This is a genomic window from Enterobacter sp. Acro-832 (assembly GCF_011752745.1).
Classification (GTDB): Bacteria; Pseudomonadota; Gammaproteobacteria; order Enterobacterales; family Enterobacteriaceae; genus Enterobacter; species Enterobacter quasiroggenkampii.
Map to the genome: position 1 here is coordinate 472,505 of NZ_VWWX01000001.1, position 25,106 is coordinate 497,610.

Below are 25,106 nucleotides of genomic sequence, written 5' to 3' on the forward strand. Positions count from 1 at the left end.
CTCCTCCTTAATCACAGAGATGCCCTGACAATCATCAGGGCCGTAATTAAAGATAACACAAAGATGTCGTAACGTTTTGATAACAACCCAAATTGATAAATTTAGGATTGGTCCAGCGCGGGGAAACAAAAAACCCCGCCGTAGCGAGGTTTTACAATTTAGTGGAGCGCCAGCCAGATGAGCTGACTCCAGAACAGAATCGACACGGTAAAAACGCCGATCCACGACCAGTATTTGTGAGACGTCATGTTATTCATCATAGGGACACCAGGCATTATTTATAAAAATTCCGAGGTCGTTCCTCAGTGCTATATTGCTGATGTGTATTTATTAAAGAGTACAAAAGCGCAGAGTCGATATTCAGACTATTTGCATCATTACGCAATAAACTAAATTATTGTTTTTTGGGTTCGTCTTCTGCGAACACATCAATAAAAGCCTGCTGCTGCGGCGTCAGTTTCCAGGACGCGGGTACAACAGTCGCAGGTGCTTTACGCCCTCTGTGGCCGCTGTCACGATGCTGACACATCTGTTTTACCGAAGCTGTACGTACCGTCACTGACATATTTAACCCCAATATTTCCAGGCCAGGAGAGCAACCACCACCCAAAACAGGGTAGAGACGAGAAAGACCGCCAGCCAGGCTTTACGCTTGAGCGCAGGATCCCTTTGCGGTTCTTCACTTCCTGAAGGCATTGCTAACCTCATACAATCGACATCGCTTATCATTTAGGACCAAACAATTGGTACAATTAATCATCTGTTGAGATAAATCCTAAAGAAACTTTAGCCGAAAAGCCAGTGAATTTACGCACTGGGAGGTATGAAATATTCAATCTTTTGACCAGAAATAAATAATTGAAAAGAAAAATTTGCGAAGGCGTAAATTAGTTTCTACTTTTGTCGCCAATTCACGACATTATAACCTTACGTATTAAATGGATAATGACATTATATGGCAGGGGAATCGCAGATGATGATAATTCTAATTTAGCTTTGAGAGGTTATTTCGGTATCTTTCCCTGGGGGAAAGATACCGGGTGTGATTATTTTTCGGGAAGTTTGATGTCTTTAAACATCTCTTCAATATCTTCATTTGAGCGTAATGCCACGGCGGTATCAACCACATCACGCGTTAAATGAGGGGCAAAGCGCTGAATAAAATCATACATATAGCTGCGCAGGAAGGTGCTGCGGCGGAAACCAATTTTTGTGGTGCTATGGCTGAAAACGTCGTGCGCATCAAGACGCACCAGGTCAGGGTCTGACACCGGATCCACCGCCATGCTGGCAATGACGCCCACCCCCAATCCAAGCCGGACATAGGTCTTAATCACGTCGGCGTCCGTCGCGGTAAAAACAATGCGCGGCATTAACCCTGCCCGGTTAAAGGCCGTATCAAGCTCAGAACGCCCGGTAAAACCAAAGGTATACGTCACCAGAGGATACTGGGCCAGCTCTTCGATAGTGACCGACCCTTTACCCGCCAGGGGGTGATCGGGGGTCACCACAATAGAACGGTTCCAGTGGTAGCACGGGAGCATGACCAGATCGTCATAGAGGTGAAGCGCTTCGGTGGCGATGGCAAAGTCTGCATTCCCCTTGGAGACGGCTTCAGCGATTTGCGTTGGCGAGCCCTGATGCATATGCAACGAGACGCGAGGATAACGCTCGATAAAGCCTTTGATCACGCCGGGCAGCGCATAGCGCGCCTGCGTATGCGTGGTGGCAATATACAGCGAGCCTTTATCCGGCCATGTATGCTCCCCTGCCACAGACTTAATCGCATCGACTTTGGAGAGGACTTCCCGCGCAATGCGGATGATTTCCTGCCCCGCCGGCGTCACCTGGGTAAGATGCTTACCGCTGCGGGCGAAGATCTGAATGCCTAACTCATCCTCCAGCATACGAACTTGTTTGCTGATGCCCGGTTGCGAGGTATACAACCCCTCGGCGGTAGAAGAGACGTTAAGGTTATGATTCACCACCTCAACGATATAACGAAGCTGCTGTAATTTCATGCCAGACCATCCGATTTAGCGCATGCGGTCAATCGCTTAAGACGATTTAATAATAAGAAACAGGTTAACTATAACCACTATATCATTTATAGCCTGACTGTATAGTACGGAACAAAAAATAATAACAAGGTAATAAAAAAGGGCCGGAAATCCGGCCCTTTCACAGGTAAGTTACGGTTAGGGAAGATTATTTCTTGCCTTCAACCCATTTGCCATCGACAAAGAAGGCTGACCATCCGGTCGCTTTACCCTCTTTCTCTGCCGCAACGTACTGCTGCTTAGTTTTACGGCTAAACCGCACCACGGTTTTGTTGCCTTCCGGATCCTGCTGTGGCGCATCGGCCAGATAACGCAGTTTCTCCGGCAGACGATCGCGGAAGCGATGCAGCTCTTCCACCAGCGGCGCGCGGGTTTCACGCGATTTCGGGAAGGTGTTGGCGGCCAGGAAGACACCTGCCGCGCCGTCACGCAGCACGAAGTGCGCGTCGGATTTCTCACACGGCAATTCTGGCAGCGGAACCGGATCTTCCTTCGGCGGAGCCACTTCACCGTTACGCAGAATTTTGCGCGTGTTTTTACATTCGTCGTTGGTGCAGGCCATGTACTTACCGAAACGCCCCATTTTCAGGTGCATTTCAGAACCACACTTCTCGCACTCCACAATCGGGCCGTCATAGCCTTTAATGCGGAACTCGCCCTCTTCGATCTCATACCCGTCACACGTTGGGTTATTACCACACACGTGCAGCTTGCGTTTTGGATCGATCAGGTAGCTGTCCATTGCCGTGCCGCATTTTTTGCAGCGGCGCTTGGCACGCAGAGCGTTAGTTTCCGCATCGTCACCTTCCAGCACGTTGAGAACTTCGTTCTCCGGCACCAGGTTAATGGTGGTTTTGCAGCGCTCTTTTGGCGACAGCGCATAGCCGGAACAGCCCAGGAACACGCCCGTGGTGGCAGTACGGATCCCCATCTTGCGGCCACAGGTTGGGCAGTCGATGCTGGTCAGTACCATCTGGTTAGGCAGCATGCCGCCTTCTTCAGGGTCTTTCTCCGCTTTTTCAAGCTGGTCGGTGAAATCGCTGAAGAAGCTGTCGAGGACCTTTTTCCATTCCGCCTGATGGCTGGCAACCTGGTCGAGACTGTCTTCCATTTGCGCGGTGAAATCGTAGTTCATCAGCTCGCGGAAGTTGGCTTCCAGACGATCGGTGACGATCTCACCCATTTTTTCCGCATAGAAACGACGGTTTTCAACACGGACGTAACCGCGATCCTGAATCGTCGAGATAATTGACGCGTAGGTAGACGGACGGCCAATACCGCGCTTTTCCAGCTCTTTTACCAGAGATGCTTCACTGAAGCGTGCAGGTGGCTTGGTGAAGTGCTGAGCCGGGATCAGCTCAACCAGAGACAGTTCATCACCTTTGTTCACCGCAGGCAGCGTTCGATCTTCATCACCTTTACGCAGCGCAGGCATCACTTTCGTCCAGCCGTCGAAACGCAGAATACGACCGCGCGCCTTGAGACGGAAATCACCCGCCCCGACGGTCAGCGTGGTGGAGTCGTACTGGGCCGGGGTCATCTGGCACGCCACAAACTGACGCCAGATCAGCTGATACAGCTTCTGCGCGTCGGCTTCCATATCTTTCAGCGATTCAGCGAGCACAGAAACATCAGAAGGACGAATCGCTTCGTGCGCTTCCTGAGAATTCTCTTTGCTGGCAAACTGGTTAGCGCTTTCCGGCAGGTATTTCTTACCGAAGTTGTCGCTGATGTAGCCACGCACCATGTTGACCGCGTCCTGACTCAGGTTGGTTGAGTCGGTACGCATGTAGGTGATGTAACCCGCTTCATACAAGCGCTGGGCCATCATCATGGTCTTCTTCACGCCGTAACCCAGACGGGTGCTTGCCGCCTGTTGCAGGGTGGAGGTGATAAACGGCGCACCAGGCTTGCTGCTGGTCGGTTTGTCTTCACGTTCCAGTACCTGATAGCGTGCCTTTTCCAGCAGCGCCACGGCGGCCATGGTCTGGTCGCGGTTTTCCGGGCGGAAAGGCTTATCGTTCTGATGGCTTACCTGCAGCGGCAGAGCGTCACCGCCCGGCGTGGTCACATTGGCATCGACTTCCCAGAACTCTTCCGGCACGAAGGCTTTAATTTCGCGCTCACGCTCAACGACCAGACGCACGGCGACGGATTGCACGCGACCTGCGGACAGGCCACGGGCAATCTTCTTCCACAGCAGTGGAGAAACCATGTAACCCACGACGCGGTCCATAAAGCGACGCGCCTGCTGGGCGTTGACGCGGTCGATATTCAGCTCGCCCGGCTTCTCAAACGCCTGACGAATCGCATTCTTCGTAATTTCGTTAAACACTACGCGGCTGTAGCGTTTGTCATCACCCCCGATCACTTCCCGCAGGTGCCACGCAATGGCCTCCCCTTCGCGGTCAAGGTCGGTTGCGAGATAGATGTGGTCTGCTTTTTCAGCCAGCTGCTTCAGCTCGTTAACGACTTTTTCTTTCCCTGGAAGCACTTCATATTGTGCATCCCAGTTATGCCATGGGTTAACACCCATGCGGTTGACAAGCGCGCTACGTTCATCCTTTTTAGGCTTTTTAGCCCCTTTGGTGGAGGTAGAGTCTGCGCTCTTTTTGCTGGCTGAGCCACTGGTCGGCAAATCGCGGATATGACCAACGCTGGACTTAACCACGTAGTCATTACCCAGATACTTATTGATCGTTTTGGCTTTTGCCGGGGACTCAACGATGACGAGAGCTTTACCCATATTCACCTTTACCTAATTTAATTCTTCCAGGAATACGCCGCACGTTGATTTCCCTTCCGCTGACGACGAGCCAATGATATTGCGACTGCGTCAGGAGATATCAACCCCTTTGTCTTACCGGGCGTTAAAGAAAAGCCGCCCAGGTGATTGAGTTCTCGGGTATTTTTCTCACATCTCGTGTAATTCGTGACGAATTCCCGGTTGAATGTCAAGCAATTCTGTTGCCAGAATGACGAAAGCGCACACTCTACCTGATAAAATTCGTTACGCAACTTTATTAGCATGCAAAAGCAAATCCTGCCAGCCAGGCCCCTGCAGCTTATCCCCTCACATTACAGGGAAAATTTGCCCCCAAAGCGCCCTCGGCGTAGACTATTGTCACTGTTTAAGGAGTGGATTATGCAGAATACGACCCAACCTATTGACCGAGCCTCTCTGCTTATCGAAGCAAACAAGCTTATTCGTGACCATGAAGATACGCTGGCAGGCATTGAAGCCACCGGCGTAGAGCAGCGAAATGGCGTGCTGGTTTTCAGCGGCGAATACTTCCTTGATGAACAGGGCTTACCGACCCCGAAAAGCACCGCCGTGTTTAACATGTTTAAATACCTGGCGCACACGCTTTCCGAGAAATATCACCTGGTCGATTAACGCAAAACGCGAGGCATAAGCCTCGCGTTTTTGTTTACAGCAGCGGTTTTTGTCCGCGCTGAAGCCAGCGGAGCAGCAGGCGGTCCGCGCTTTCTGCGGCACTGTTGGTAAAGCGGTCAAGGAGTCGCTTGCGCTGGGCAAAGCGGACGCCTACCAGTTCCCGGCCTTCCATCAGGTTGAGCAGCAGATCGTCACTGGTTCCGACTTCATCCACCAGCCCTTTCTCCTGCGCCTGAACGCCGTACCAGTGCTCACCCGTCGCGACCTGCTCAATGTCCAGCGTCGGGCGCATACGGTGCACAAAGTCTTTAAAGAGATGATGCGTTTCGTTGAGATCCTCACGGAATTTTTGGCGCCCTTCTTCCGTGTTTTCACCCAGCAGCGTCAGGGTGCGTTTGTACTGACCCGCCGTGTGAAGTTCGATATCAATCTCTTTATTTTTCAGGAAGCGGTTAAAGTTCGGGATCTGCGCGACCACGCCGATCGAGCCAATAATAGAAAACGGTGCGGCCACAATTTTGTCCGCCACGCAGGCCATCATGTAGCCACCGCTCGCCGCCACTTTATCTACGGCTACGGTCAGCGGGATCTGTTTTTCACGCAGGCGCTGTAGCTGAGACGCGGCCAGGCCGTAGCCATGCACGACACCTCCCGGGCTTTCAAGACGAACAACGACCTGATCCTGCGGCGTCGCCACGGCCAGAACGGCCGTCACTTCCTCCCGCAAAGAGGACACTTCATGCGCATCCATGCTGCCCTTAAAATCGATCACGTAGACGCGGGGCGTGACCTTATCCTGTGGCGTATTGAGCTTCGCCTTTGCTTTTGCCGCTTTGGCTTCCTGTTTATGCTTTTTCTTCTGCGCTTTGAGCCACAGTTTCTGTTGATGACTGTCAAGCAGCGCCAGAGACATCTCTTCCTGCATCTCTTTATACTGCTCGCTCAGGCGGGTGATGCGTAACTCCCCACGCTGACGCTTGCGCTGCGTCAGGTTGACAATCAGAACGGCAACCACCGCAATGGCAATCACCACCGTCGCGATTTTCGCCAAAAACAACCCATATTGAGAAAGTAATTCCACGCGTTCCACCTTGATTTAACCACGAATCTTTCACGGCAGTGTACAACAGCCCTGCCCATGCGTCTCGCTCGTGACATTACCTCTGCGAGGCCCCTTCAGGAATCCCCGGTCTGGCGTTTAAATATTTGCAAATTGTTAATTTTACAGCAATGCGTCCTGTAGACTGATTGTATTATCAGGCGAATTCGGGCATAAAGCCGAAAAGTCACAAAAGAAGGCGTCTTTGAGTCACCGTGCGCCGAGGAGTCACCTTGCATTATCAACCGCAAAAAAATCTGCTGCAGAACCGCATCATTCTTGTCACTGGGGCCAGCGACGGGATTGGCCGTGAAGCGGCGCTGACCTACGCTGAGTATGGCGCGAGCCTCATCCTGACCGGCCGCAACGAAGAAAAACTTAAAGGGGTGGCGCAGGAGATTGAAGCCGCAGGTGGGATTCCTGCTCGCTGGTACACGCTCGATCTGCTCACCTGCACGCCCGCGTCATGTCAGGAGCTTGCTCACCGCATCAGCACCCATTACCCGCGGCTGGACGGCGTGCTGCACAATGCCGGCTTGCTTGGCGAAGTTCGCCCGATGGATGAACAGGATCCCGAGATCTGGCAGGAGGTCATGCAGGTCAACGTCAACGGGACGTTTTTCCTGACCCAGGCACTGCTTCCTTTATTACTCAAATCGGATTCGGGTTCACTGGTGTTCACCTCCTCCAGCGTAGGCCGTGAGGGGCGTGCAAACTGGGGTGCCTATGCCGTATCAAAATTCGCGACCGAAGGCATGATGCAGGTGCTGGCAGAGGAGTACCAAAGCCGCCATCTGCGCGTAAACTGCATTAACCCGGGCGGTACGCGCACCAAAATGCGCGCCAGCGCCTTCCCAACGGAAGATCCGCAGAAGCTGAAAACGCCGGCAGACATTATGCCGCTCTATCTCTGGCTAATGGGCGACGACAGCCGCCGCAAAACCGGGATGACCTTTGACGCCCAGCCAGGCCGTAAACCAGGAATATCGCAATGAGTGAAGAACGTCACCAGCAGCGCCAGCAGCGTCTGAAGGAACAGGTTGATGCGCGCGTCGCGGCCGCTCAGGATGAGCGCGGGATCGTCATCGTCTTTACCGGCAACGGCAAAGGGAAAACCACGGCCGCATTCGGCACGGCGACACGCGCCGTCGGCCACGGACAGAAGGTCGGCGTTATCCAGTTTATTAAAGGTGAGTGGCCTAACGGCGAGCGTAATCTGCTTGAGCCTCACGGCGTTGAGTTCCAGGTGATGGCGACCGGATTTACGTGGGACACCCAGAACCGCGAAACCGATACCGCAGCCTGTCTGGCCGTCTGGGAGCACGCTAAAAGAATGCTGGCCGATCCTTCACTCAATATGGTTCTGCTGGATGAGATCACGTATATGGTCGCCTACGACTATTTGCCGCTGGACGCCGTGCTTAATGCACTGAAATACCGTCCCGCCCATCAGACGGTTATCATCACGGGCCGCGGGTGTCATCGGGATATTCTGGAACTGGCAGATACCGTCAGCGAGCTGCGTCCGGTTAAACATGCGTTTGATGCGGGAATCAAAGCGCAAATAGGGATTGATTACTAAAGAAAAAAGCCCGGTGTCTTCACCGGGCTTTTACATTAACCGTTGTTATTACGGCTGCCAGAGCGGCGGTTGCTGCTCACCTGGCTGTGACGCTTCACCGCACGGCGAATCTGGTTCGCCTTCATGCGGCGACGATCTTTTTCCACCGCCACTTTAGAGGTGGTTTCCGGCGTCAGGCCGACCAGCTCGCGCAGGTAGTTGGTCTGGGTCAGATCCAGTTCGGTATACCCCCCACGCGGCAGGCCTTTTGGCAGCAGGATGTCGCCGTAACGGACACGGATCAGGCGGCTAACCTGCACGCCTACCGCTTCCCAGAGACGACGCACCTCGCGGTTGCGGCCTTCGGTCAGGGTCACGTTGTACCACTGGTTGATGCCTTCCCCACCGGTAAATTTAATGGTTTTGAACGCCGCAGGACCGTCTTCCAGCTGAACGCCACGCGACAGGTCGCGCAGTTTATTCTCGTCAACCTGGCCGAACACACGCACGGCGTATTCACGTTCCACTTCACGGCTTGGGTGCATCAGACGGTTTGCCAGTTCACCATCGGTGGTAAACAGCAGCAGACCGCAGGTATTCACGTCCAGACGACCAACGGCAATCCAGCGAGCGCCACGCAGTTTAGGCAGACGGTCAAACACCGTCGGGCGACCTTCCGGGTCATTGCGGGTACACAGCTCGCCTTCCGGCTTGTAGTAAGCCAGCACGCGGCAGATTTGTTCAGCAGACTCTTTCACGGAGATAAGATGACCGTCGATACGGATCTTCAGCCCCGGTACGATTTCTACGCGGTCACCCAGCGTGGCGATTTTACCGTCCACACTCACGCGGCCCGCTTCAATAATGGCTTCGATTTCACGGCGTGAACCGTGGCCGGCACGCGCCAGCACTTTCTGTAACTTCTCGCTCATTGAGCTTCCTCAGGTGTCGCCTTCACAGGCGTCGAATCAGGTCAAAAGAGGGCTGAGCCCTGCTTTGATGGCCGCGTAGTATATCTGCTTATACCATTACAAGAAAGGCTTTACGTCACCCACGCCTTCTCGAATCACTTCCGGTGCATCTTCGGTTAAGTCGACCACGGTGGTCGGCTGCTGGCCGAGATAACCGCCGTGAATAATCAGCTCGACCACCTTCTCCAGACGATCTTTGATCTCTTCCGGATCGGACTCAGTAAACTCGCTGCCCGGCAGCATCAGCGAGGTAGAGAGCATCGGTTCGCCGAGGGTTTCCAGCAGCGCCTGCGCAATCGGGTTCGACGGCACTCGCATGCCGATAGTCTTACGCTTTTCCTGCAGCAGGCGGCGCGGCACCTCTTTCGTCCCTTTCAGGATGAAGGTGTAGTTGCCCGGCGTGTTGTTCTTGATCAGGCGAAACGCCACGTTATCCACATAAGCATAGGTGGATAGCTCAGAGAGATCGCGGCACATCAGGGTAAAGTTATGGCCGTCCGGCAGCTGGCGAATACGGCAAATGCGTTCCATCGCCCCTTTATCTTCAATTTTGCAGCCCAGCGCGTAGCCGGAATCGGTCGGGTAGACAATCACGCCGCCTTTGCGGACGATCTCCACGGCCTGGTTAATCAGACGTGGCTGCGGGTTGTCCGGATGGATATAGAAAAACTGACTCATACTTCCCTCTCTTCAATTTGCTGCGGCTGTTCCCAGAGCTGCCAGACCGGCTCAACGCCAGCGGGCAGCCAGAGCTTGCGCCCCAGTTCGATCCAGGCGCAGGGCTGATGGAAATCAGAACCCTGTGAGCCAAGCAGACCGTACTGTCGGGCATAGGTCGCGAGCTGCGCGCGCTCATTGGGCGCCTGCTGACACTGGGCGACTTCCATCGCCTCACCACCGTTTTCGGCAAAGTGCGCCAGCAGCCTTTTCAGCCATTTAGCAGAAAGATTATACCGCCCCGGATGGGCCAGCACGGCCTTACCGCCAGAATGATGAATCACATCAATAGCTTGTTTTATTGTACACCACTGTGGCGGAACGTATCCGGTTTTCCCGCGCGCCAGATACTTTTTAAAGACATCCGCCATCGTCGTGGCTTTACCCGCCTCTACCAGAAAACGGGCGAAATGACCGCGCGTGACCGCGCCGCCGTTCGCCAGCTTTTGGGCACCTTCCAGTGCGCCCGGAATATGCGCCTTTTCCAGACGCTCGCCGATCATCTCTGCGCGCTGGTTGCGGCGCGTTTTTTGTTCTTGCAAAAAAGCAGTCAGTGCCGGATGGTCTATATCGATGTTCAGGCCAACGATATGAATCTCATGGTTTTCCCAGACGGTCGAAATTTCGACACCGGAGACCAGATTAAGCGCCAGCCCACTGCGGGCGATCTCGGCGCGCGCCGCCGGAATGGCATCCGTCGTATCGTGATCGGTTATCGCCAGCGTACCGACGCGCATTTCAACGGCACGATGAACCAGGGCTTCGGGTGTCAGCAGGCCATCAGAGGCCTGAGTATGGCTGTGTAAATCATAAATAATAGCGTAGGTGGTATCGCTCAAAGCACTTCCCATAACAGATTGGAGACATCCGAAACCATCATGATACCGACTTATATCGAAATTCTGAAATCAAGGGTTGACAACACGCCATCGAACTAGTTAACTAGTACGCAAGTTCACACGAGAAAGGTATCTGAAAATGACAGCACATTTCACTCTGCACGGTTGGTGGCGTACTTCCTGATCATCGGGCAGTGTCACGCGTCTGCGAAATGCAAACAGATACCCGCCCGCTACCCAGCGGGCTTTTTTTTGAACAGAATAAATGAGAACACCAACATGCAAACAGCCAAACCCCATCTCGAATTGCTGACCTGCGAGGCGGCCTATCGCCACAACCCGACCGCGCTGTTTCATCAGGTGTGCGGGGCACGCCCGGCAACGCTGCTGCTGGAATCTGCGGACATCGACAGCAAGGACGATCTCAAGAGCCTGCTGCTGGTCGACAGCGCGTTGCGCATTACCGCTCTAGGTGACACTGTCACAATTAAGGCCTTATCAGACAACGGCGCCTCGCTGCTGCCACTGCTGGATGCCGCCCTGCCTTCAGGCATCGAAAACGAACGTCATCCAGAAATGCGTATTCTGCATTTCCCGCCGGTTAGCCAGTTGCTGGATGAAGACGCGCGCCTGTGCTCCCTTTCCGTCTTCGATGCCTTCCGCCTGCTGCAGAACCTGGTTACCGTTCCACACGATGAGCGTGAAGCGATGTTCTTTGGCGGGCTGTTTGCCTACGACCTGGTCGCCGGATTTGAAGATTTACCGGAAACCGAGCAGGGCAATCGCTGCCCGGACTACTGCTTCTATCTGGCCGAAACCCTGCTGGTGATCGACCATCAGAAACAGTACACCCGTATCCAGGCCAGCCTGTTCACGCCTTCGACCGCTGAGAAAAACCGTCTTGAGCATCGCATCGCACAGCTTCAGCAGCAGATGACGGAAGCGCCACCTGCACTGCCGGTACAGCGCGTGGAAAAAATGACCTGCGATGTGAACCAGACCGACGATCAGTACGGTGCCGTGGTTCGCCAGATGCAAAAAGCGATTCGCGCCGGGGAAATTTTCCAGGTTGTACCGTCCCGTCGCTTCTCTCTGCCCTGCCCGTCTCCGCTGGCCGCTTACGACGTGCTGAAAAAGAGCAACCCAAGCCCGTACATGTTCTTTATGCAGGACAACGACTTCACGCTGTTCGGCGCCTCGCCGGAAAGCTCGCTGAAATATGACGCCACCAGCCGTCAGATTGAGATCTACCCGATCGCCGGTACCCGTCCGCGCGGACGTCGCGCAGACGGCTCGCTGGATCGCGATCTCGACAGCCGTATCGAACTGGAAATGCGTACCGACCATAAAGAGCTCTCCGAGCATCTGATGCTGGTTGACCTGGCGCGTAACGACCTGGCTCGTATTTGCACCCCAGGCAGCCGCTACGTGGCGGACCTGACTAAAGTCGACCGCTATTCGTTCGTGATGCACCTGGTCTCCCGTGTGGTCGGTGAGCTGCGCCAGGACCTCGACGTGCTGCACGCCTACCGCGCCTGCATGAACATGGGCACCCTGAGCGGTGCGCCGAAAGTGCGCGCTATGCAGCTGATTGCCGCAGCCGAAGGGCGTCGTCGCGGCAGCTACGGCGGCGCGGTGGGTTACTTCACCGCCCATGGTGACCTCGATACCTGCATCGTGATCCGCTCCGCCTATGTTGAAGACGGTATTGCCACCGTCCAGGCGGGTGCCGGGATTGTTCTTGATTCTGTTCCGCAGTCTGAAGCTGACGAAACGCGCAGCAAAGCCCGTGCGGTCCTTCGCGCCATTGCTACCGCACACCACGCACAGGAGATTTTCTGATGGCTGACATTCTGCTGCTCGATAATATCGACTCCTTTACCTACAACCTGGCAGATCAGCTGCGTGCGAATGGCCATAACGTCGTTATCTATCGCAACCACGTACCGGCGCAGACCCTGATTGACCGTCTGGCCACCATGCAAAACCCGGTGCTGATGCTCTCTCCGGGGCCAGGCGCACCAAGCGAAGCGGGCTGTATGCCGGAGCTGCTGACCCGTATGCGCGGCAAGCTGCCGATTATCGGCATCTGCCTCGGTCATCAGGCGATTGTTGAAGCCTATGGCGGCTACGTTGGTCAGGCAGGTGAAATCCTCCACGGTAAAGCGTCCAGCATCGAACATGACGGCCAAGCAATGTTTGCCGGGCTGCCGAATCCGCTCCCGGTCGCGCGCTACCACTCGCTGGTGGGCAGCAACATTCCCGCCGGGCTGACGATCAACGCCTCGTTTGAAGGGATGGTGATGGCGGTCCGTCACGACGCGGATCGCGTCTGCGGGATGCAGTTCCATCCGGAATCCATCCTGACCTCCCACGGTGCCCGCCTGCTGGAGCAGACCCTCGACTGGGCGTTACAGAAGCTGGAGCAGACCAACACCCTGCAGCCGATTCTGGAAAAACTGTATCAGGCGCAAACCCTGAGCCAGCAGGAGAGCCACCAGCTCTTCTCCGCCGTGGTTCGCGGTGAGCTGAAGCCGGAACAACTGGCGGCCGCGCTGGTGAGCATGAAGGTCCGCGGTGAAAGCCCGCAGGAGATCGCCGGTGCCGCCACGGCCCTGCTGGAAAATGCCGCCCCGTTCCCGCGTCCGGACTATCCGTTTGCCGATATCGTCGGCACAGGCGGTGACGGCAGCAACAGTATCAATATTTCAACCGCCAGCGCCTTTGTGGCCGCAGCGTGTGGCCTGAAAGTGGCGAAACACGGTAACCGCAGCGTGTCCAGCCGGTCAGGCTCGTCTGATTTACTCGCGGCATTCGGCATTAATCTCGATATGAACGCCGAACGTTCCCGTGAAGCGCTGGATGACCTGGGCGTCTGCTTCCTGTTTGCGCCGAAGTATCACACCGGTTTCCGCCACGCAATGCCGGTTCGTCAGCAGCTTAAAACCCGCACGCTGTTTAACGTGCTCGGCCCGCTGATCAACCCGGCCCATCCACCGCTGGCGCTGATCGGTGTCTACAGTCCGGAACTGGTCCTGCCGATTGCTGAGACGCTGCGCGTGCTGGGTTACCAGCGTGCCGCCGTGGTGCACAGCGGCGGAATGGATGAAGTGTCACTGCATGCGCCGACGCTGGTAGCCGAACTGCGCGACGGTGAAATCCTGAGCTACCAGCTGGAAGCCGCTGACTTTGGTTTAACCCCGTATCACCAGGAAGCGCTGGCCGGCGGTACGCCGGAAGAAAACCGTGACATTCTGACGCGCTTATTACAAGGTAAGGGAGAGGTTGCCCATGAGGCCGCCGTTGCTGCCAACGTCGCCATGCTGATGCGTTTGCACGGCGAGGAAGACCTGAAGGCCAACGTTCAAAAAGTTCTGGATGTACTGCGCTCCGGTGCAGCTTACGATCGCGTTACCGCACTTGCGGCAAGAGGGTAAAGAATGCAGACCGTTTTAGCGAAAATCGTTGCCGATAAGGCCATCTGGGTGGAAGCCCGCAAGCAACAGCAGCCGCTTGCCAGTTTTCAGAATGACGTCGTCCCGAGCAGCCGTCGTTTCTATGACGCCCTGCAGGGTGCGCGCACCGCGTTTATTCTTGAGTGCAAAAAAGCATCTCCGTCTAAAGGCGTTATCCGTGACGATTTCGACCCGGCGCGTATTGCCGGCATTTATAAGCATCATGCGTCCGCTATCTCCGTGCTGACGGATGAGAAGTATTTTCAGGGCAGTTTCGATTTTCTGCCGATCGTCAGCGGCATCGCGCCGCAGCCGATCCTGTGCAAAGACTTTATCATTGATCCGTATCAGATCTGGCTGGCGCGCTTTTACCAGGCTGACGCCTGCCTGCTGATGCTCTCGGTGCTTGACGACGAGCAGTATCGCCAGCTCTCTGCCGTCGCGCACAGCCTGAAAATGGGCGTGTTGACCGAAGTGAGTAATGAAGAGGAGCTGGAGCGCGCGATTGCGCTGGAAGCCAAAGTGGTCGGCATTAATAACCGCGATCTGCGTGACCTGTCCATTGACCTGAACCGCACGCGCCAGCTGGCGCCGCGTCTGGGATCTGGCGTCACGGTGATCAGCGAATCCGGCATTAACAGCTACGCCCAGGTGCGCGAGCTGAGCCACTTCGCCAACGGTTTCCTGATTGGCTCCGCCATGATGGAACATGACGATCTCAATGCGGCAGTACGTCGCGTGCTGCTGGGTGAAAACAAAGTCTGCGGCTTAACCCGCGAACAGGACGCCCAGGCCGCGTATGAAGCCGGAGCGATTTATGGCGGGCTGATTTTTGTGGATTCCTCCCCTCGCGCGGTCAGCGAAGAGAAGGCGCGTAAGGTCATCGCCGCGGCACCACTCAGCTATGTTGGCGTGTTCCGCAATGCGGATATCGCAGAGGTGGTTGAAAAAGCCGACGCGTTATCCCTGAGCGCGGTGCAGCTTCACGGCGATGAAGATCAGGCCTATATCGATGCCCTTCGCGCCACGCTGGCGCCACAGGTACAGATCTGGAAAGCGCAACGCGTTGACGATACGTTGCCCCCGCGTAACCTGAACCACGTGGATAAATACGTCCTCGATAACGGCCAGGGCGGAACCGGCCAGCGTTTTGACTGGTCTCTGCTGAACGGCGAAAAGCTGGACAACGTCCTGCTGGCGGGCGGATTAAGCCCGGATAACTGCGTAGAAGCCGCGAAAACCGGCTGCGCAGGCCTCGATTTCAATTCAGGCGTAGAGTCCCAGCCGGGTATTAAAGATGCCAGCAAACTGGCCTCGGTTTTTAAAACTCTGCGTGCATATTAAGGAAGAGAAGATGACGACATTACTTAACCCGTATTTTGGTGAGTTCGGCGGGATGTACGTCCCGCAAATCCTGATGCCCGCGCTGCGCCAGTTGGAAGAAGCGTTTGTGAGCGCGCAGAAGGATCCGGCGTTTCAGGCTGAATTTACCGACCTGCTGAAAAACTATGCAGGCCGCCCAACGGCCCTGACCAAATGCCGCAACCTGACGGACGGCACGAAAACCACGCTGTATCTTAAGCGTGAAGACCTGCTGCACGGCGGCGCGCATAAGACTAACCAAGTGCTGGGCCAGGCGCTGCTTGCGAAGCGTATGGGCAAAACCGAAATCATCGCCGAAACCGGCGCAGGCCAGCACGGCGTGGCCTCGGCGCTCGCCAGCGCCCTGCTCGGTCTGAAATGCCGCATCTATATGGGGGCGAAAGACGTTGAGCGTCAGTCTCCAAACGTTTTCCGTATGCGTCTGATGGGTGCAGAAGTGATCCCGGTGCACAGCGGCTCCGCGACGCTGAAGGATGCCTGTAACGAAGCGCTGCGCGACTGGTCTGGCAGCTACGAAACCGCGCACTATATGCTCGGTACCGCGGCGGGCCCGCACCCGTTCCCGACCATCGTGCGTGAATTCCAGCGCATGATCGGGGAAGAGACCAAAGCACAGATCCTCGAAAAAGAGGGTCGTCTCCCGGATGCGGTCATCGCCTGCGTCGGCGGCGGATCTAACGCCATCGGTATGTTCGCAGACTTTATCGACGACACCAGCGTGGGTCTGATTGGCGTCGAGCCTGCGGGTCACGGCATTGAATCGGGTGAACACGGCGCGCCGCTGAAGCATGGCCGCGTGGGGATCTACTTCGGCATGAAATCCCCGATGATGCAGACCGATGAAGGCCAGATTGAAGAGTCTTACTCTATCTCTGCCGGCCTCGACTTCCCATCCGTCGGGCCGCAGCACGCCTATCTGAACAGCACCGGTCGTGCGGACTATGTCTCCATTACCGATGACGAAGCGCTGGAAGCGTTCAAAACGCTGTGCCGCAGCGAAGGGATCATCCCGGCGCTGGAGTCTTCACACGCTCTGGCCCATGCGCTGAAATTGATGAAAGACAATCCGGAAAAAGAACAACTGCTGGTGGTCAACCTTTCCGGACGCGGTGACAAAGATATCTTCACCGTTCACGATATTCTGAAAGCACGAGGGGAAATCTGATGGAACGCTACGATAACGTATTTGCAGAACTGAAATCCCGCCAGGAAGGCGCGTTCGTTCCCTTCGTCACCCTGGGCGATCCGGGCCCTGAACAGTCGTTGAAGATCATCGACACCCTGATTGAAGCCGGTGCCGATGCGCTGGAGCTGGGGATCCCGTTCTCTGACCCGCTGGCGGATGGCCCGACCATCCAGAATGCGACGCTGCGCGCGTTTGCCTCAGGCGTCACGCCGACCCAGTGCTTCGAGATGCTGGCGGCGATCCGTCAGAAGCACCCCACTATCCCGATTGGCCTGCTGATGTACGCCAATCTGGTGTTCAACCGCGGTATCGATGAGTTTTACGCCGAGTGCGCCCGCGTGGGTGTCGACTCCGTTCTGGTCGCCGACGTGCCGGTTGAAGAGTCCGCGCCGTTCCGCCAGGCTGCGATGCGTCACAATGTCGCCCCTATTTTCATCTGCCCGCCAAACGCGGACGATGAGCTGCTGCGCCAGATTGCCTCTTACGGGCGCGGTTACACCTACCTGCTCTCCCGCGCAGGCGTGACCGGTGCCGAGAATAAAGCCGCATTGCCGCTGCATCATCTGGTGGAAAAGCTGGCCGAGTACCATGCCGCACCGCCGCTGCAGGGCTTCGGGATCTCCTCTCCGGATCAAGTTACCGCGGCGATTGACGCGAAGGCTGCGGGTGCCATTTCCGGCTCTGCGATTGTGAAGATCATCGAGAAGAACGTGGACAAGCCCGAGCAGATGCTGGCCGAGCTGAAGGCATTTGTAACCGCCATGAAGGCGGCGACGCGTAAAGCCTGATCCCTCCACCGTCTGGCATCCCTGCCAGACGGTTAGCCTTTATTCCCCGCCATCAACAAAGGATGACGTTAAAATTGATCCTTTCGATATTTTCGGTGTGAATGGCTTTTCAAACCGTCATGTAAGCGTATGATCTGGACTCTTTTTTATCTTTAATCCTTCTGAGTTCAGAGGCTTATTCATGTCATGGCAATCCTTCAAACAGGCTTACCTGGTTAAGTTCTGGTCACCCGTTCCGGCCGTTATCGCGGCAGGCATTCTCTCTACTTATTATTTTGGCATTACCGGTACCTTCTGGGCCGTAACCGGCGAGTTCACCCGCTGGGGTGGCCAACTGCTGCAACTCGCTGGCGTACATGCCGAAGAGTGGGGCTACTTTAAACTCATTCATCTGGACGGTACGCCGCTCACCCGCATCGACGGGATGATGATCATCGGCATGTTCGGCGGCTGCTTCGCTGCCGCGCTGTGGGCAAACAACGTTAAGTTGCGTATGCCCAAAAGCCGGATCCGCATTGTGCAGGCGGTTGTCGGCGGCATGATTGCCGGATTCGGCGCGCGTCTGGCGATGGGGTGTAACCTTGCCGCCTTCTTTACCGGGATCCCGCAGTTTTCGCTTCACGCCTGGTTCTTTGCCGTCGCCACGGCCATCGGCTCTTACTTTGGCGCAAAATTCACCCTGCTGCCGCTGTTTCGTATTCCAGTGAAAATGACAAAAGTCAGCGCAGCATCTCCGTTAACCCAGAAGCCCTCTCAGGCCCGCCGCCGTTTCCGCCTCGGGATGCTGGTCTTTTTCGCCATGGTGGCATGGGCGCTCTGCACCGCCCTGAACCAACCTAAGCTCGGTCTGGCGATGCTGTTCGGTGTGGGTTTTGGTCTGCTCATTGAACGCGCGCAGATCTGCTTTACCTCCGCGTTTCGCGATATGTGGATCACCGGGCGCACGATGATGGCGAAGGCGATTATCGCCGGGATGGCGGTCAGCGCCATCGGCATCTTCAGCTATGTTCAACTGGGCGTCGAACCAAAAATCATGTGGGCCGGTCCTAACGCGGTCATTGGCGGCCTGCTGTTCGGCTTCGGGATCGTGCTGGCTGGCGGGTGTGAAACCGGCTGGATGTATCGCGCCGTCGAAGGCCAGGTGCACTACTGGTGGGTGGGTCTGGGAAATGTGATTGGCTCGACAATCCTGGCGTACTACTGGGATGACGTGTCTCCCGTCCTGGCCACCAACTGGTACAAGGTCAACCTGCTGAATACCTTCGGGCCTCTCGGCGGCCTGCTCGTCACCTACGCCCTGCTGTTGGTCGCTTTTTTACTGGTCGTCGCACAGGAGAGACGTTTCTTCCGCCGTGCGAGCGTTAAAACAGAAACGCAGGAGAATGCAGCATGAAAGAGATTGTGCCTGATTATCGTCTGGATATGGTTGGCGAGCCCTGTCCATATCCGGCGGTGGCTACGCTTGAAGCGCTGCCGCAGCTTAAGAAAGGTGAAATTCTGGAGGTAGTCAGCGACTGCCCGCAGTCCATCAACAACATACCGCTGGATGCGAAAAACCACGGTTATACGGTGCTGGATATCCAGCAGGATGGCCCAACCATTCGCTATCTGATTCAAAAATGATCGTTAAGGGCCTCGTCAGGGGCCTTTATCGTATTGAATTATAAGACATCTTGATCCACGGCAAAAACGTGATTTTTGACTTAAGTAAAATCTCATTTCCCTTTTGAAGGAGGTTTTCGCGGTTTGATGTATTTACGAGCTTTACTGGTTTTCGCCTTATTGATTCCCTTCCATGCGCTATCCCTGAATTTCTCTTCTACCTTCCTGCGCCTTAATTGTCCGCAAAGAGGACTTGTCGAGGTTATTCTGCACGTTTATGACCATACCCAGGAACGGTGGCACGGTCATTTTGAAACCGGCGCGGGACATAAACGTGCGGGTGACACCGAAATTATCCCGTTTGCCAACGGCGATATTCTCTTCCATTCCCTGTCCAGCGACGCTTTCAGCTATTTATATGATGGGGAAACGATCCTGAGGCACTGCGTAAAGCTTGATGAGCGGCCGGTTTATCCGTCGTTTTGAAGTGAGCAAAGCAAACTGGCCACCCTGTGGCCAGTTTGACGGGGGATCAGAAACGATAACCCGCAGAGAACATAAACACCCACGGATCCAGGCGAGTATTGATACTTTGCTGCTGGCCGCCCGCCTTGAAGCGTACGTCCGTATCAATATCCATATACCAGACCGAGGCGTTGATCAGCCAGTCGCGGTTAATCAGGTAATCCAGACCGACCTGTCCCGCCATGCCCCACGAATCTTTCAGGCTGAGGTCCGTCAGACCCGCCTCTTTACCGGTATCGTTGAATTTCTCATCAAAGAAGGTGGTGTAGTTCACACCGGCGCCAATATAAGGACGCACCTTACTGCTTGAGTCGCCAAAATACCATTGCGCCATCAGCGTTGGCGGTAAATGGTGAACCGTAGCGATATCACCGGTTGGTCCTAAACCGACGCGATGACGGAACGGCGTTGCGGCCAGAAGCTCAACGCCCACGTTATCCGTCGCCATCCAGGTAAAGGTTAAACCTAACTGGGTGTTATTACTGACGTTAAAACCGCCCATTCCCAGCACGTTATCCGATCCTTCAGTTGGGCGAACCGTAGCCGAACCGGCACGAATAAAGAATTCGCCTGCTTCATGCGCATACGCGCCGCCAGAGAGACTGCTTAATACAAGGGCTGCCACCGCTAATTTTTTCATATCCGCTCCATCGTTGTGGTTTTAATCGCGGATGAGAATATACTCACAAAAGGGTAATAAGTGATCTGCCACAGATCACATTAAAACCAGTAACTTAACATTCATTGATCTGGATTAATTTTTTGTTACGCATCCAAAACCAATAAGTTGTTTCCATGTCAATTTTTGGCATTTCACGGTTACAAAATTTTCCCTTTTCCCCCTCTTGCTCTTCCTCTGGCGGCTGGATAATTTATCGCTCTCACAAGTTGATTTGATGCGTTCTTCTTTTGCAGGTGTGCCATGAGTGATATTAACCCGTGCATGACGTGCGGAGCCTGTTGTGCGTATTTTCGAGTCTCTTTCTACTGGGCCGAAGCCAGCGATGGCGGCGGTACCGTTCCGGTTCATCTTACCGAGCCGTTAACACCCTTTCTGCGCTGCATGAGCGGCACGAACCAAAAGCAGGCCCGCTGTGTGGCGCTACAGGGTGAGCCTGGGGTCGCGACCCGCTGTTCCATCTATGAGGATCGCCCCAGCCCGTGCCGGGAATTTGCCATGTCGGGGGAAGATGGGCAGGTCAACGAAGCCTGTAACCGCGCCCGCGCCCGCGTTGGATTACCGCCGCTTTACAAAGATATGCTTTTCCATACAAGCCTTGATGCTGCCACAGCAGGTGCATCCGGTGTACAATTGCCGGCTAATTAACACCTGCAATACTCAAGGAGAGTGCATGTCTATCACGGCGAAGTCTGTCTACCGTGACACGGGAAACTTTTTCCGCAATCAGTTCATTACCTTTTTACTGATCGCGTTGCTTTGCGCCTTTATCACGGTGGTGCTGGGTCATGCGTTCTCACCGAGTGAAGAACAGATTGCCAGCCTGAGCCAGGGCGACCATCTTGCGGGTAGCGTGGGGTTGTTTGAGCTGGTGCAAAACATGACGCCGGAGCAGCAGCAAATTCTGCTGCGCGCTTCTGCCGCGTCCACGTTCTCAGGCCTGATTGGTAATGCGGTTCTGGCGGGCGGCGTTTTGCTGATGATTCAGCTGGTATCGGCAGGTCACCGGGTCAGCGCCTTACGGGCGATTGGTGCCAGCGCGCCGGTCTTACCTAAGCTGTTTATCCTGATCTTTTTGACCACCCTGCTGGTGCAGATGGGGATTATGCTGGTCGTGGTGCCGGGTGTATTACTGGCTATCGTGCTCTCATTTGCCCCGGTGATGGTCGTGCAGGATAAGATGGGTATTTTTACCGCGATGCGCAGCAGCATCAGACTGGCATGGGCTAATATGCGTCTGGTGGCGCCCGCCGTGATCGGCTGGCTGCTGGCCAAAACGCTGCTGTTATTGTTTGCGCCGAATTTTGCGGTTTTAACGCCTAATGTTGGCGCCGTGGTGGCGAATACGCTGAGCAATCTCATTTCAGCGGTACTGCTCGTCTATCTGTTCCGCCTGTATATGTTAATTCGTCAGTAATCCCGAGGCGGGGGGCATCGGTGTCTCCCGCCCCGCCTAGAAGATGGAATCACAGAATGAAGCAGTTTCTTGATTTTTTACCGCTCGCGGTGTTTTTCGCTGTCTATAAGTTGTACGACATTTTTGCTGCAACAAAAGCATTAATCGTTGTGACCGCCGTTGTGCTGATCTATAGCTGGATTCGCTATCGCAAAGTCGAAAAAATGGCGCTTATTACGTTCATCTTAGTGGCGGTGTTCGGTGGATTGACCATTGCCTTGCATGATGTTGAATTTATTAAGTGGAAGGTGACTGTTATTTATGCATTGTTTGCAGCAGCATTACTGTTCAGTCAATGGTTCATGAAAAAGCCCCTTATCCAGAGCATGTTAGGTAAAGAACTCACGCTGCCGCAGGTAGTCTGGTCGCGTCTGAATACTGCCTGGGCAATCTTCTTTATTCTCTGCGGTCTCGCTAATATCTATATCGCCTTCTGGCTGCCGCAGGATATCTGGGTCAACTTTAAGGTCTTTGGCCTGACTGCGCTGACGCTTATCTTCACGCTGTTAAGCGGTGTTTACATCTATCGTCATATGCCGCAGGACGACAACCACTGATTACTGACTGACCAGAACGTCAACGACGGGCGTTCTGGTCTATTCTCTCCGCACGCGAATCATAGTAGCATCCCGCCTGAAGTCTTCCGTTACGAGTTAAAACAATGACAACAACTAACGCCCCTCAGGGTGAACTGGTTTTACGCACACTGGCAATGCCCGCTGACACCAATGCCAATGGCGATATTTTTGGCGGCTGGCTGATGTCGCAGATGGATATGGGCGGCGCAATTCTGGCAAAAGAGATTGCCCACGGGCGCGTGGTCACCGTGAGAGTGGACGGTATGACCTTCCTGCGCCCGGTTGCGGTAGGTGATGTGGTTTGCTGCTACGCGCGCTGCGTGAAACGCGGCAATACCTCCATTTCCATCAACATCGAAGTCTGGGTGAAGAAAGTCTCTTCTGAGCCGATTGGGCAACGTTATAAGGCCACTGAAGCGCTGTTTATTTATGTCGCCGTGGACAGCGAGGGTAAACCTCGTCAACTTCCACAAGCCTGATCGACAGGCAAAAAAAAGCCTCCTTTCGGAGGCTTTTTTTATTCCATCTGCGCCCCGCCGTTCAGGCGGAAAACAATATTGACGATCAATCCGCTACCCGGCTTGCCTGGCTCATAGCGCCATCTGCGCATGGCAGATTTCACTTCGCGCTCAAACATATTAGAAGGTTGCGCAGATAAGATTTCCACGTTATCCACGCGGCCATCCGCAGTGACATCAAATTTCACCCGTACGCGGCCTTCAATACGCAAGGCCTGAGCTCGCGCCGGATACTGAGGCTGATTGCGGCTTACGGCTCGCGGGCCCGCTGGTGCGGTAACCGTTGGCTTTGAAGTCGTTGCCGTATTGTTCATCACCGGACGTGAAGGCGCTGCATTTTCGACCGGCTGGGTCGCGCGTTGTTCAACCGGACGTTCCTCGCGTTTCGGACGCTCCTCAACCTTCTTCACCGGCTTTGGCTTCGGCTTAGGTTTTGGCTTCGGTTCAGGTTTGTGGATCACCACCGGGGCTTCCTTCGGTGGCTCCGGAACGGGTTCGGGTTCTGGCTCCGGTTCAGCCACCGGCTGTGGCGGCGGAGGGGCAACCTGCGGCGGTTCAAGATCCGCTGGCGAGACCATCGTCACGGAAATCGGCTGCGCGGGCGCGGGCATTTCAATAACCTGATGAACCGAGGTATACAGCAGACCCGCCACAACGGCACCGTGAATCACGACAGAAAGCAGCGTCGGCCAGGGAAAGCGGCGAGGTAAATCAAGGGTCATCGAAGTCATAGTCATCAACGTTAAAAAACCGAACCCTGATTTTAAATGCAAATAGCAATCATATTCAATAAGACACTTTGCTCTGGCGCAACTTTAGCGCCTGAGAGGCCAAAAAAGGCGCATTCAGATCAGGGTATTAACATTGTTTTTATTTTACATTGCAGTCGTTTGCCCTTTCACATAACGTAACTGACACTTTTACCGGTTAAGGAGCTTCGCCGTGTTTTACGTGATTTACTCTGAAGATGTTGCTGATTCGCTCGAAAAACGCCAGTCTGTGCGCCCTGCGCATCTGGCACGTTTGCAGTTGCTTCAGGATGAAGGCCGATTACTGACCGCTGGCCCCATGCCCGCAGTAGACAGCAACGATCCGGGTGCTGCCGGTTTTGCCGGCTCCACGGTTATTGCTGAATTTGAATCCCAGGAAGCTGCTCAAGCCTGGGCTGACGCAGACCCGTACGTTGCAGCGGGTGTGTATGCAAAAGTGACGGTCAGACCGTACAAGAAAGTGTTCTGATACCAAAGCGGCTCCGAAAGGAGCCTTTTTATGGCGGCGATTACGCGCCTCTGTACCGGGTAAACTGCTGCTCTGTAATCAGGCTCCCCCACTGGTCGCCTTCCCACTCCTTTACCAGCGTAAACCCAAACGACTCGTACAGACGCCGGGCGGCGGTCAGCTTATTGAACGTCCAGAGGTGCACGGCAGAAAAACCGGCACTGTCGCAGAACCGCATCGCTTCATTCAGCAGTTTTTTCCCCACGCCGAGTCCCCGGCAGCCATCATCAAGAATAAACCAGCGAAGATGGGCTTCACCCGGTGCCAGATCCTCGCCATCGATTGCCACCGAGCCGACAATTTTGTCGTTGAGTACTGCCAGCCAAATCTGGTTACAGGGCTTCTCCAGTCTTTCACTGAACTCGGCCAGCCCTGAAGCCACTTTGGCCTCGAAGAAGCGACCAAAGTTATGCTCCCGCGAATAATAGCTGCCATGCATCTCCGCGATACGGCCAATCATGCCGGGGATGTACCCCTGCACTATCTTCAGCTCGTCGGGCTGCATATCGCTGCCCGCCTCACGGCATGCCAGCAGCGCGTTGGCATAAAGGGAGAGCCCCTCAGAAATGGTCTGCTGCTGGGCAGGAGCAAGACGCTTTATTGCTGTGACCACGCGCTCATTGCTGAAGGCATTAATTTTGCTGACCGTCTCGTGACCTTTCGCGGTCAGCCTGAGGCTCTTCGCTCTCGCATCCTCAACAGAAATGACTTCCTCGAGTTCGCCTGCGGCAATCAGGCGAGCCAGCATCCGGCTGACGCTGGACTTTTCCAGGCCCAGCAGTTGCACCAGCTGACTCGCCGTCATCTCCTTACGTAGAGCAATTTCAACCAGAGTATGGACGGCCGAAGGCGAGTAATTCGTTGAGGCCAGGGTAGACCCCATAAAACCTAACTCTCGCACCATCAGGCGCGAGGAACGTCGAATAACACTGACTACCGGGGTTTCGCTGTGCATGTTGTGTCCTCACCATTTAGTTGTACTATACAACTAAATGGTGAGGGATTGTCAAACAG

27 protein-coding genes and 1 other annotated feature are annotated in these 25,106 nt (G+C 55.0%); of the genes, 16 read left to right on the forward strand and 11 right to left on the reverse strand.

From position 1 onward, the window contains the following. Window positions 1-158: 158 nt before the first annotated feature. The 4 genes from ymiC to topA form a co-directional block, all read right to left on the reverse strand. Window positions 159-257 (reverse strand): small membrane protein YmiC, encoded by a 99-nt coding sequence (gene ymiC / locus F3J31_RS23350; protein WP_032623144.1) that lies wholly within the window; start codon window positions 255-257, stop codon window positions 159-161. A 310-nt stretch (window positions 258-567) separates the two neighbouring features. Continuing rightward, entirely contained in the window at window positions 568-708 is a 141-nt protein-coding gene (locus tag F3J31_RS02205) for a YmiA family putative membrane protein (protein ID WP_213327741.1), read from the reverse strand. A gap of 338 nt (window positions 709-1,046) precedes the next feature. After that, entirely contained in the window at window positions 1,047-2,021 is a 975-nt protein-coding gene (cysB, locus tag F3J31_RS02210; protein ID WP_167211104.1) for an HTH-type transcriptional regulator CysB, read from the reverse strand. Between the two features lie 187 nt (window positions 2,022-2,208). Further along, window positions 2,209-4,806 carry a type I DNA topoisomerase gene (gene topA, locus F3J31_RS02215; RefSeq protein ID WP_167211108.1) on the reverse strand — a complete coding sequence of 866 codons (2,598 nt, stop codon included), beginning with the start codon at window positions 4,804-4,806 and terminating at the stop codon, window positions 2,209-2,211. A 399-nt stretch (window positions 4,807-5,205) separates the two neighbouring features. On the opposite strand from topA, the gene F3J31_RS02220 reads away from it, so the two are divergent. Continuing rightward, window positions 5,206-5,457: a YciN family protein gene (locus tag F3J31_RS02220; RefSeq protein ID WP_003856804.1), complete on the forward strand. Its 252-nt coding sequence runs from the start codon at window positions 5,206-5,208 to the stop codon at window positions 5,455-5,457. Between the two features lie 34 nt (window positions 5,458-5,491). Here the strand turns inward: F3J31_RS02220 and sohB are convergent, their stop codons facing one another. Further along, window positions 5,492-6,538: a protease SohB gene (gene sohB / locus F3J31_RS02225; protein ID WP_167211111.1), complete on the reverse strand. Its 1,047-nt coding sequence runs from the start codon at window positions 6,536-6,538 to the stop codon at window positions 5,492-5,494. A 251-nt stretch (window positions 6,539-6,789) separates the two neighbouring features. Between sohB and F3J31_RS02230 the strand changes: the two genes are divergently transcribed. Both F3J31_RS02230 and cobO read left to right on the forward strand, forming a co-directional pair. Continuing rightward, window positions 6,790-7,551: a YciK family oxidoreductase gene (locus tag F3J31_RS02230; protein WP_167211115.1), complete on the forward strand. Its 762-nt coding sequence runs from the start codon at window positions 6,790-6,792 to the stop codon at window positions 7,549-7,551. Beyond that, entirely contained in the window at window positions 7,548-8,138 is a 591-nt protein-coding gene (gene cobO, locus F3J31_RS02235) for a cob(I)yrinic acid a,c-diamide adenosyltransferase (RefSeq protein ID WP_167211119.1), read from the forward strand. The genes F3J31_RS02230 and cobO overlap by 4 nt, the downstream gene beginning before the upstream one ends. A 35-nt stretch (window positions 8,139-8,173) precedes the next feature. Here the strand turns inward: cobO and rluB are convergent, their stop codons facing one another. The 3 genes from rluB to rnm form a co-directional block, all read right to left on the reverse strand. After that, entirely contained in the window at window positions 8,174-9,049 is an 876-nt protein-coding gene (rluB, locus tag F3J31_RS02240; RefSeq protein ID WP_008502809.1) for a 23S rRNA pseudouridine(2605) synthase RluB, read from the reverse strand. Between the two features lie 96 nt (window positions 9,050-9,145). Then, window positions 9,146-9,766 carry an L-threonylcarbamoyladenylate synthase gene (locus F3J31_RS02245; protein WP_003856793.1) on the reverse strand — a complete coding sequence of 207 codons (621 nt, stop codon included), beginning with the start codon at window positions 9,764-9,766 and terminating at the stop codon, window positions 9,146-9,148. After that, window positions 9,763-10,644, reverse strand: a complete 882-nt coding sequence (gene rnm / locus F3J31_RS02250) for an RNase AM (protein WP_045908893.1) — start codon at window positions 10,642-10,644, stop codon at window positions 9,763-9,765. The genes F3J31_RS02245 and rnm overlap by 4 nt, the downstream gene beginning before the upstream one ends. Window positions 10,645-10,804: 160 nt before the next feature. Continuing rightward, window positions 10,805-10,898: a sequence feature (Trp leader region), on the forward strand. A gap of 25 nt (window positions 10,899-10,923) precedes the next feature. Between rnm and F3J31_RS02260 the strand changes: the two genes are divergently transcribed. The 8 genes from F3J31_RS02260 to F3J31_RS02295 all read left to right on the forward strand — a co-directional run bounded on the left by F3J31_RS02260 (window position 10,924) and on the right by F3J31_RS02295 (window position 19,544). Beyond that, window positions 10,924-12,486, forward strand: coding sequence for an anthranilate synthase component 1 (locus F3J31_RS02260; protein ID WP_063621873.1), 1,563 nt, complete (start codon window positions 10,924-10,926; stop codon window positions 12,484-12,486). Beyond that, complete coding sequence (gene trpD / locus F3J31_RS02265; RefSeq protein ID WP_008502806.1) at window positions 12,486-14,081, forward strand: bifunctional anthranilate synthase glutamate amidotransferase component TrpG/anthranilate phosphoribosyltransferase TrpD; 1,596 nt, start codon at window positions 12,486-12,488, stop codon at window positions 14,079-14,081. Before F3J31_RS02260 ends, trpD begins: the two co-directional genes overlap by 1 nt. Window positions 14,082-14,084: 3 nt before the next feature. Continuing rightward, on the forward strand, window positions 14,085-15,443 hold the full coding sequence (gene trpCF / locus F3J31_RS02270) for a bifunctional indole-3-glycerol-phosphate synthase TrpC/phosphoribosylanthranilate isomerase TrpF (RefSeq protein ID WP_167211122.1): 1,359 nt from the start codon (window positions 14,085-14,087) through the stop codon (window positions 15,441-15,443). Between the two features lie 10 nt (window positions 15,444-15,453). After that, window positions 15,454-16,647 (forward strand): tryptophan synthase subunit beta, encoded by a 1,194-nt coding sequence (gene trpB / locus F3J31_RS02275; protein ID WP_167211125.1) that lies wholly within the window; start codon window positions 15,454-15,456, stop codon window positions 16,645-16,647. Then, window positions 16,647-17,456, forward strand: a complete 810-nt coding sequence (gene trpA / locus F3J31_RS02280) for a tryptophan synthase subunit alpha (RefSeq protein WP_023312082.1) — start codon at window positions 16,647-16,649, stop codon at window positions 17,454-17,456. Before trpB ends, trpA begins: the two co-directional genes overlap by 1 nt. 181 nt (window positions 17,457-17,637) lie before the next feature. Beyond that, entirely contained in the window at window positions 17,638-18,849 is a 1,212-nt protein-coding gene (yedE, locus tag F3J31_RS02285) for a selenium metabolism membrane protein YedE/FdhT (protein ID WP_167211128.1), read from the forward strand. Further along, window positions 18,846-19,079, forward strand: a complete 234-nt coding sequence (gene yedF / locus F3J31_RS02290; protein WP_003856774.1) for a sulfurtransferase-like selenium metabolism protein YedF — start codon at window positions 18,846-18,848, stop codon at window positions 19,077-19,079. The genes yedE and yedF overlap by 4 nt, the downstream gene beginning before the upstream one ends. Window positions 19,080-19,205: 126 nt before the next feature. Beyond that, entirely contained in the window at window positions 19,206-19,544 is a 339-nt protein-coding gene (locus F3J31_RS02295; protein WP_063621876.1) for a hypothetical protein, read from the forward strand. Window positions 19,545-19,590: 46 nt separating this feature from the next. On the opposite strand, the gene ompW is transcribed toward F3J31_RS02295, so the two are convergent. Further along, complete coding sequence (gene ompW, locus F3J31_RS02300; protein ID WP_032674934.1) at window positions 19,591-20,223, reverse strand: outer membrane protein OmpW; 633 nt, start codon at window positions 20,221-20,223, stop codon at window positions 19,591-19,593. Window positions 20,224-20,505: 282 nt separating this feature from the next. Here ompW and F3J31_RS02305 point away from each other — a divergent pair, with 282 nt between their 5' ends. The 4 genes from F3J31_RS02305 to yciA all read left to right on the forward strand — a co-directional run bounded on the left by F3J31_RS02305 (window position 20,506) and on the right by yciA (window position 22,775). Further along, complete coding sequence (locus tag F3J31_RS02305; RefSeq protein ID WP_032674935.1) at window positions 20,506-20,910, forward strand: YkgJ family cysteine cluster protein; 405 nt, start codon at window positions 20,506-20,508, stop codon at window positions 20,908-20,910. Window positions 20,911-20,935: 25 nt separating this feature from the next. Then, window positions 20,936-21,679, forward strand: a complete 744-nt coding sequence (locus F3J31_RS02310) for a YciC family protein (protein WP_033145752.1) — start codon at window positions 20,936-20,938, stop codon at window positions 21,677-21,679. Between the two features lie 56 nt (window positions 21,680-21,735). After that, window positions 21,736-22,275 carry a septation protein A gene (locus F3J31_RS02315; RefSeq protein ID WP_028018783.1) on the forward strand — a complete coding sequence of 180 codons (540 nt, stop codon included), beginning with the start codon at window positions 21,736-21,738 and terminating at the stop codon, window positions 22,273-22,275. Window positions 22,276-22,379: 104 nt separating this feature from the next. Further along, window positions 22,380-22,775 carry an acyl-CoA thioester hydrolase YciA gene (yciA, locus tag F3J31_RS02320; protein WP_008502796.1) on the forward strand — a complete coding sequence of 132 codons (396 nt, stop codon included), beginning with the start codon at window positions 22,380-22,382 and terminating at the stop codon, window positions 22,773-22,775. 38 nt (window positions 22,776-22,813) lie between these two features. Here yciA and tonB read toward each other — a convergent pair whose 3' ends face one another. After that, on the reverse strand, window positions 22,814-23,536 hold the full coding sequence (tonB, locus tag F3J31_RS02325; protein WP_167212023.1) for a TonB system transport protein TonB: 723 nt from the start codon (window positions 23,534-23,536) through the stop codon (window positions 22,814-22,816). 220 nt (window positions 23,537-23,756) lie between these two features. Here tonB and F3J31_RS02330 point away from each other — a divergent pair, with 220 nt between their 5' ends. After that, window positions 23,757-24,053 carry a YciI family protein gene (locus tag F3J31_RS02330; RefSeq protein ID WP_023327637.1) on the forward strand — a complete coding sequence of 99 codons (297 nt, stop codon included), beginning with the start codon at window positions 23,757-23,759 and terminating at the stop codon, window positions 24,051-24,053. A 40-nt stretch (window positions 24,054-24,093) separates the two neighbouring features. On the opposite strand, the gene F3J31_RS02335 is transcribed toward F3J31_RS02330, so the two are convergent. Continuing rightward, complete coding sequence (locus F3J31_RS02335; RefSeq protein ID WP_167211131.1) at window positions 24,094-25,047, reverse strand: helix-turn-helix domain-containing GNAT family N-acetyltransferase; 954 nt, start codon at window positions 25,045-25,047, stop codon at window positions 24,094-24,096. Window positions 25,048-25,106: the final 59 nt, after the last annotated feature.

Coding starts and splice junctions, on each gene's coding strand:
- F3J31_RS02305 (WP_032674935.1), top strand. CDS start 20,506: ATGAGTGATATTAACCCGTGCATGACGTGCGGAGCCTGTTGTGCGTAT.
- F3J31_RS02315 (WP_028018783.1), top strand. CDS start 21,736: ATGAAGCAGTTTCTTGATTTTTTACCGCTCGCGGTGTTTTTCGCTGTC.
- trpD (WP_008502806.1), top strand. CDS start 12,486: ATGGCTGACATTCTGCTGCTCGATAATATCGACTCCTTTACCTACAAC.
- F3J31_RS02295 (WP_063621876.1), top strand. CDS start 19,206: ATGTATTTACGAGCTTTACTGGTTTTCGCCTTATTGATTCCCTTCCAT.
- trpCF (WP_167211122.1), top strand. CDS start 14,085: ATGCAGACCGTTTTAGCGAAAATCGTTGCCGATAAGGCCATCTGGGTG.
- yedF (WP_003856774.1), top strand. CDS start 18,846: ATGAAAGAGATTGTGCCTGATTATCGTCTGGATATGGTTGGCGAGCCC.
- F3J31_RS02245 (WP_003856793.1), bottom strand. CDS start 9,766: ATGAGTCAGTTTTTCTATATCCATCCGGACAACCCGCAGCCACGTCTG.
- cysB (WP_167211104.1), bottom strand. CDS start 2,021: ATGAAATTACAGCAGCTTCGTTATATCGTTGAGGTGGTGAATCATAAC.
- F3J31_RS02335 (WP_167211131.1), bottom strand. CDS start 25,047: ATGCACAGCGAAACCCCGGTAGTCAGTGTTATTCGACGTTCCTCGCGC.
- trpB (WP_167211125.1), top strand. CDS start 15,454: ATGACGACATTACTTAACCCGTATTTTGGTGAGTTCGGCGGGATGTAC.
- cobO (WP_167211119.1), top strand. CDS start 7,548: ATGAGTGAAGAACGTCACCAGCAGCGCCAGCAGCGTCTGAAGGAACAG.
- F3J31_RS02220 (WP_003856804.1), top strand. CDS start 5,206: ATGCAGAATACGACCCAACCTATTGACCGAGCCTCTCTGCTTATCGAA.
- ompW (WP_032674934.1), bottom strand. CDS start 20,223: ATGAAAAAATTAGCGGTGGCAGCCCTTGTATTAAGCAGTCTCTCTGGC.
- yciA (WP_008502796.1), top strand. CDS start 22,380: ATGACAACAACTAACGCCCCTCAGGGTGAACTGGTTTTACGCACACTG.
- yedE (WP_167211128.1), top strand. CDS start 17,638: ATGTCATGGCAATCCTTCAAACAGGCTTACCTGGTTAAGTTCTGGTCA.
- trpA (WP_023312082.1), top strand. CDS start 16,647: ATGGAACGCTACGATAACGTATTTGCAGAACTGAAATCCCGCCAGGAA.
- tonB (WP_167212023.1), bottom strand. CDS start 23,536: ATGACCCTTGATTTACCTCGCCGCTTTCCCTGGCCGACGCTGCTTTCT.
- ymiC (WP_032623144.1), bottom strand. CDS start 257: ATGAATAACATGACGTCTCACAAATACTGGTCGTGGATCGGCGTTTTT.
- topA (WP_167211108.1), bottom strand. CDS start 4,806: ATGGGTAAAGCTCTCGTCATCGTTGAGTCCCCGGCAAAAGCCAAAACG.
- rluB (WP_008502809.1), bottom strand. CDS start 9,049: ATGAGCGAGAAGTTACAGAAAGTGCTGGCGCGTGCCGGCCACGGTTCA.
- F3J31_RS02260 (WP_063621873.1), top strand. CDS start 10,924: ATGCAAACAGCCAAACCCCATCTCGAATTGCTGACCTGCGAGGCGGCC.
- F3J31_RS02205 (WP_213327741.1), bottom strand. CDS start 708: ATGAGGTTAGCAATGCCTTCAGGAAGTGAAGAACCGCAAAGGGATCCT.
- F3J31_RS02310 (WP_033145752.1), top strand. CDS start 20,936: ATGTCTATCACGGCGAAGTCTGTCTACCGTGACACGGGAAACTTTTTC.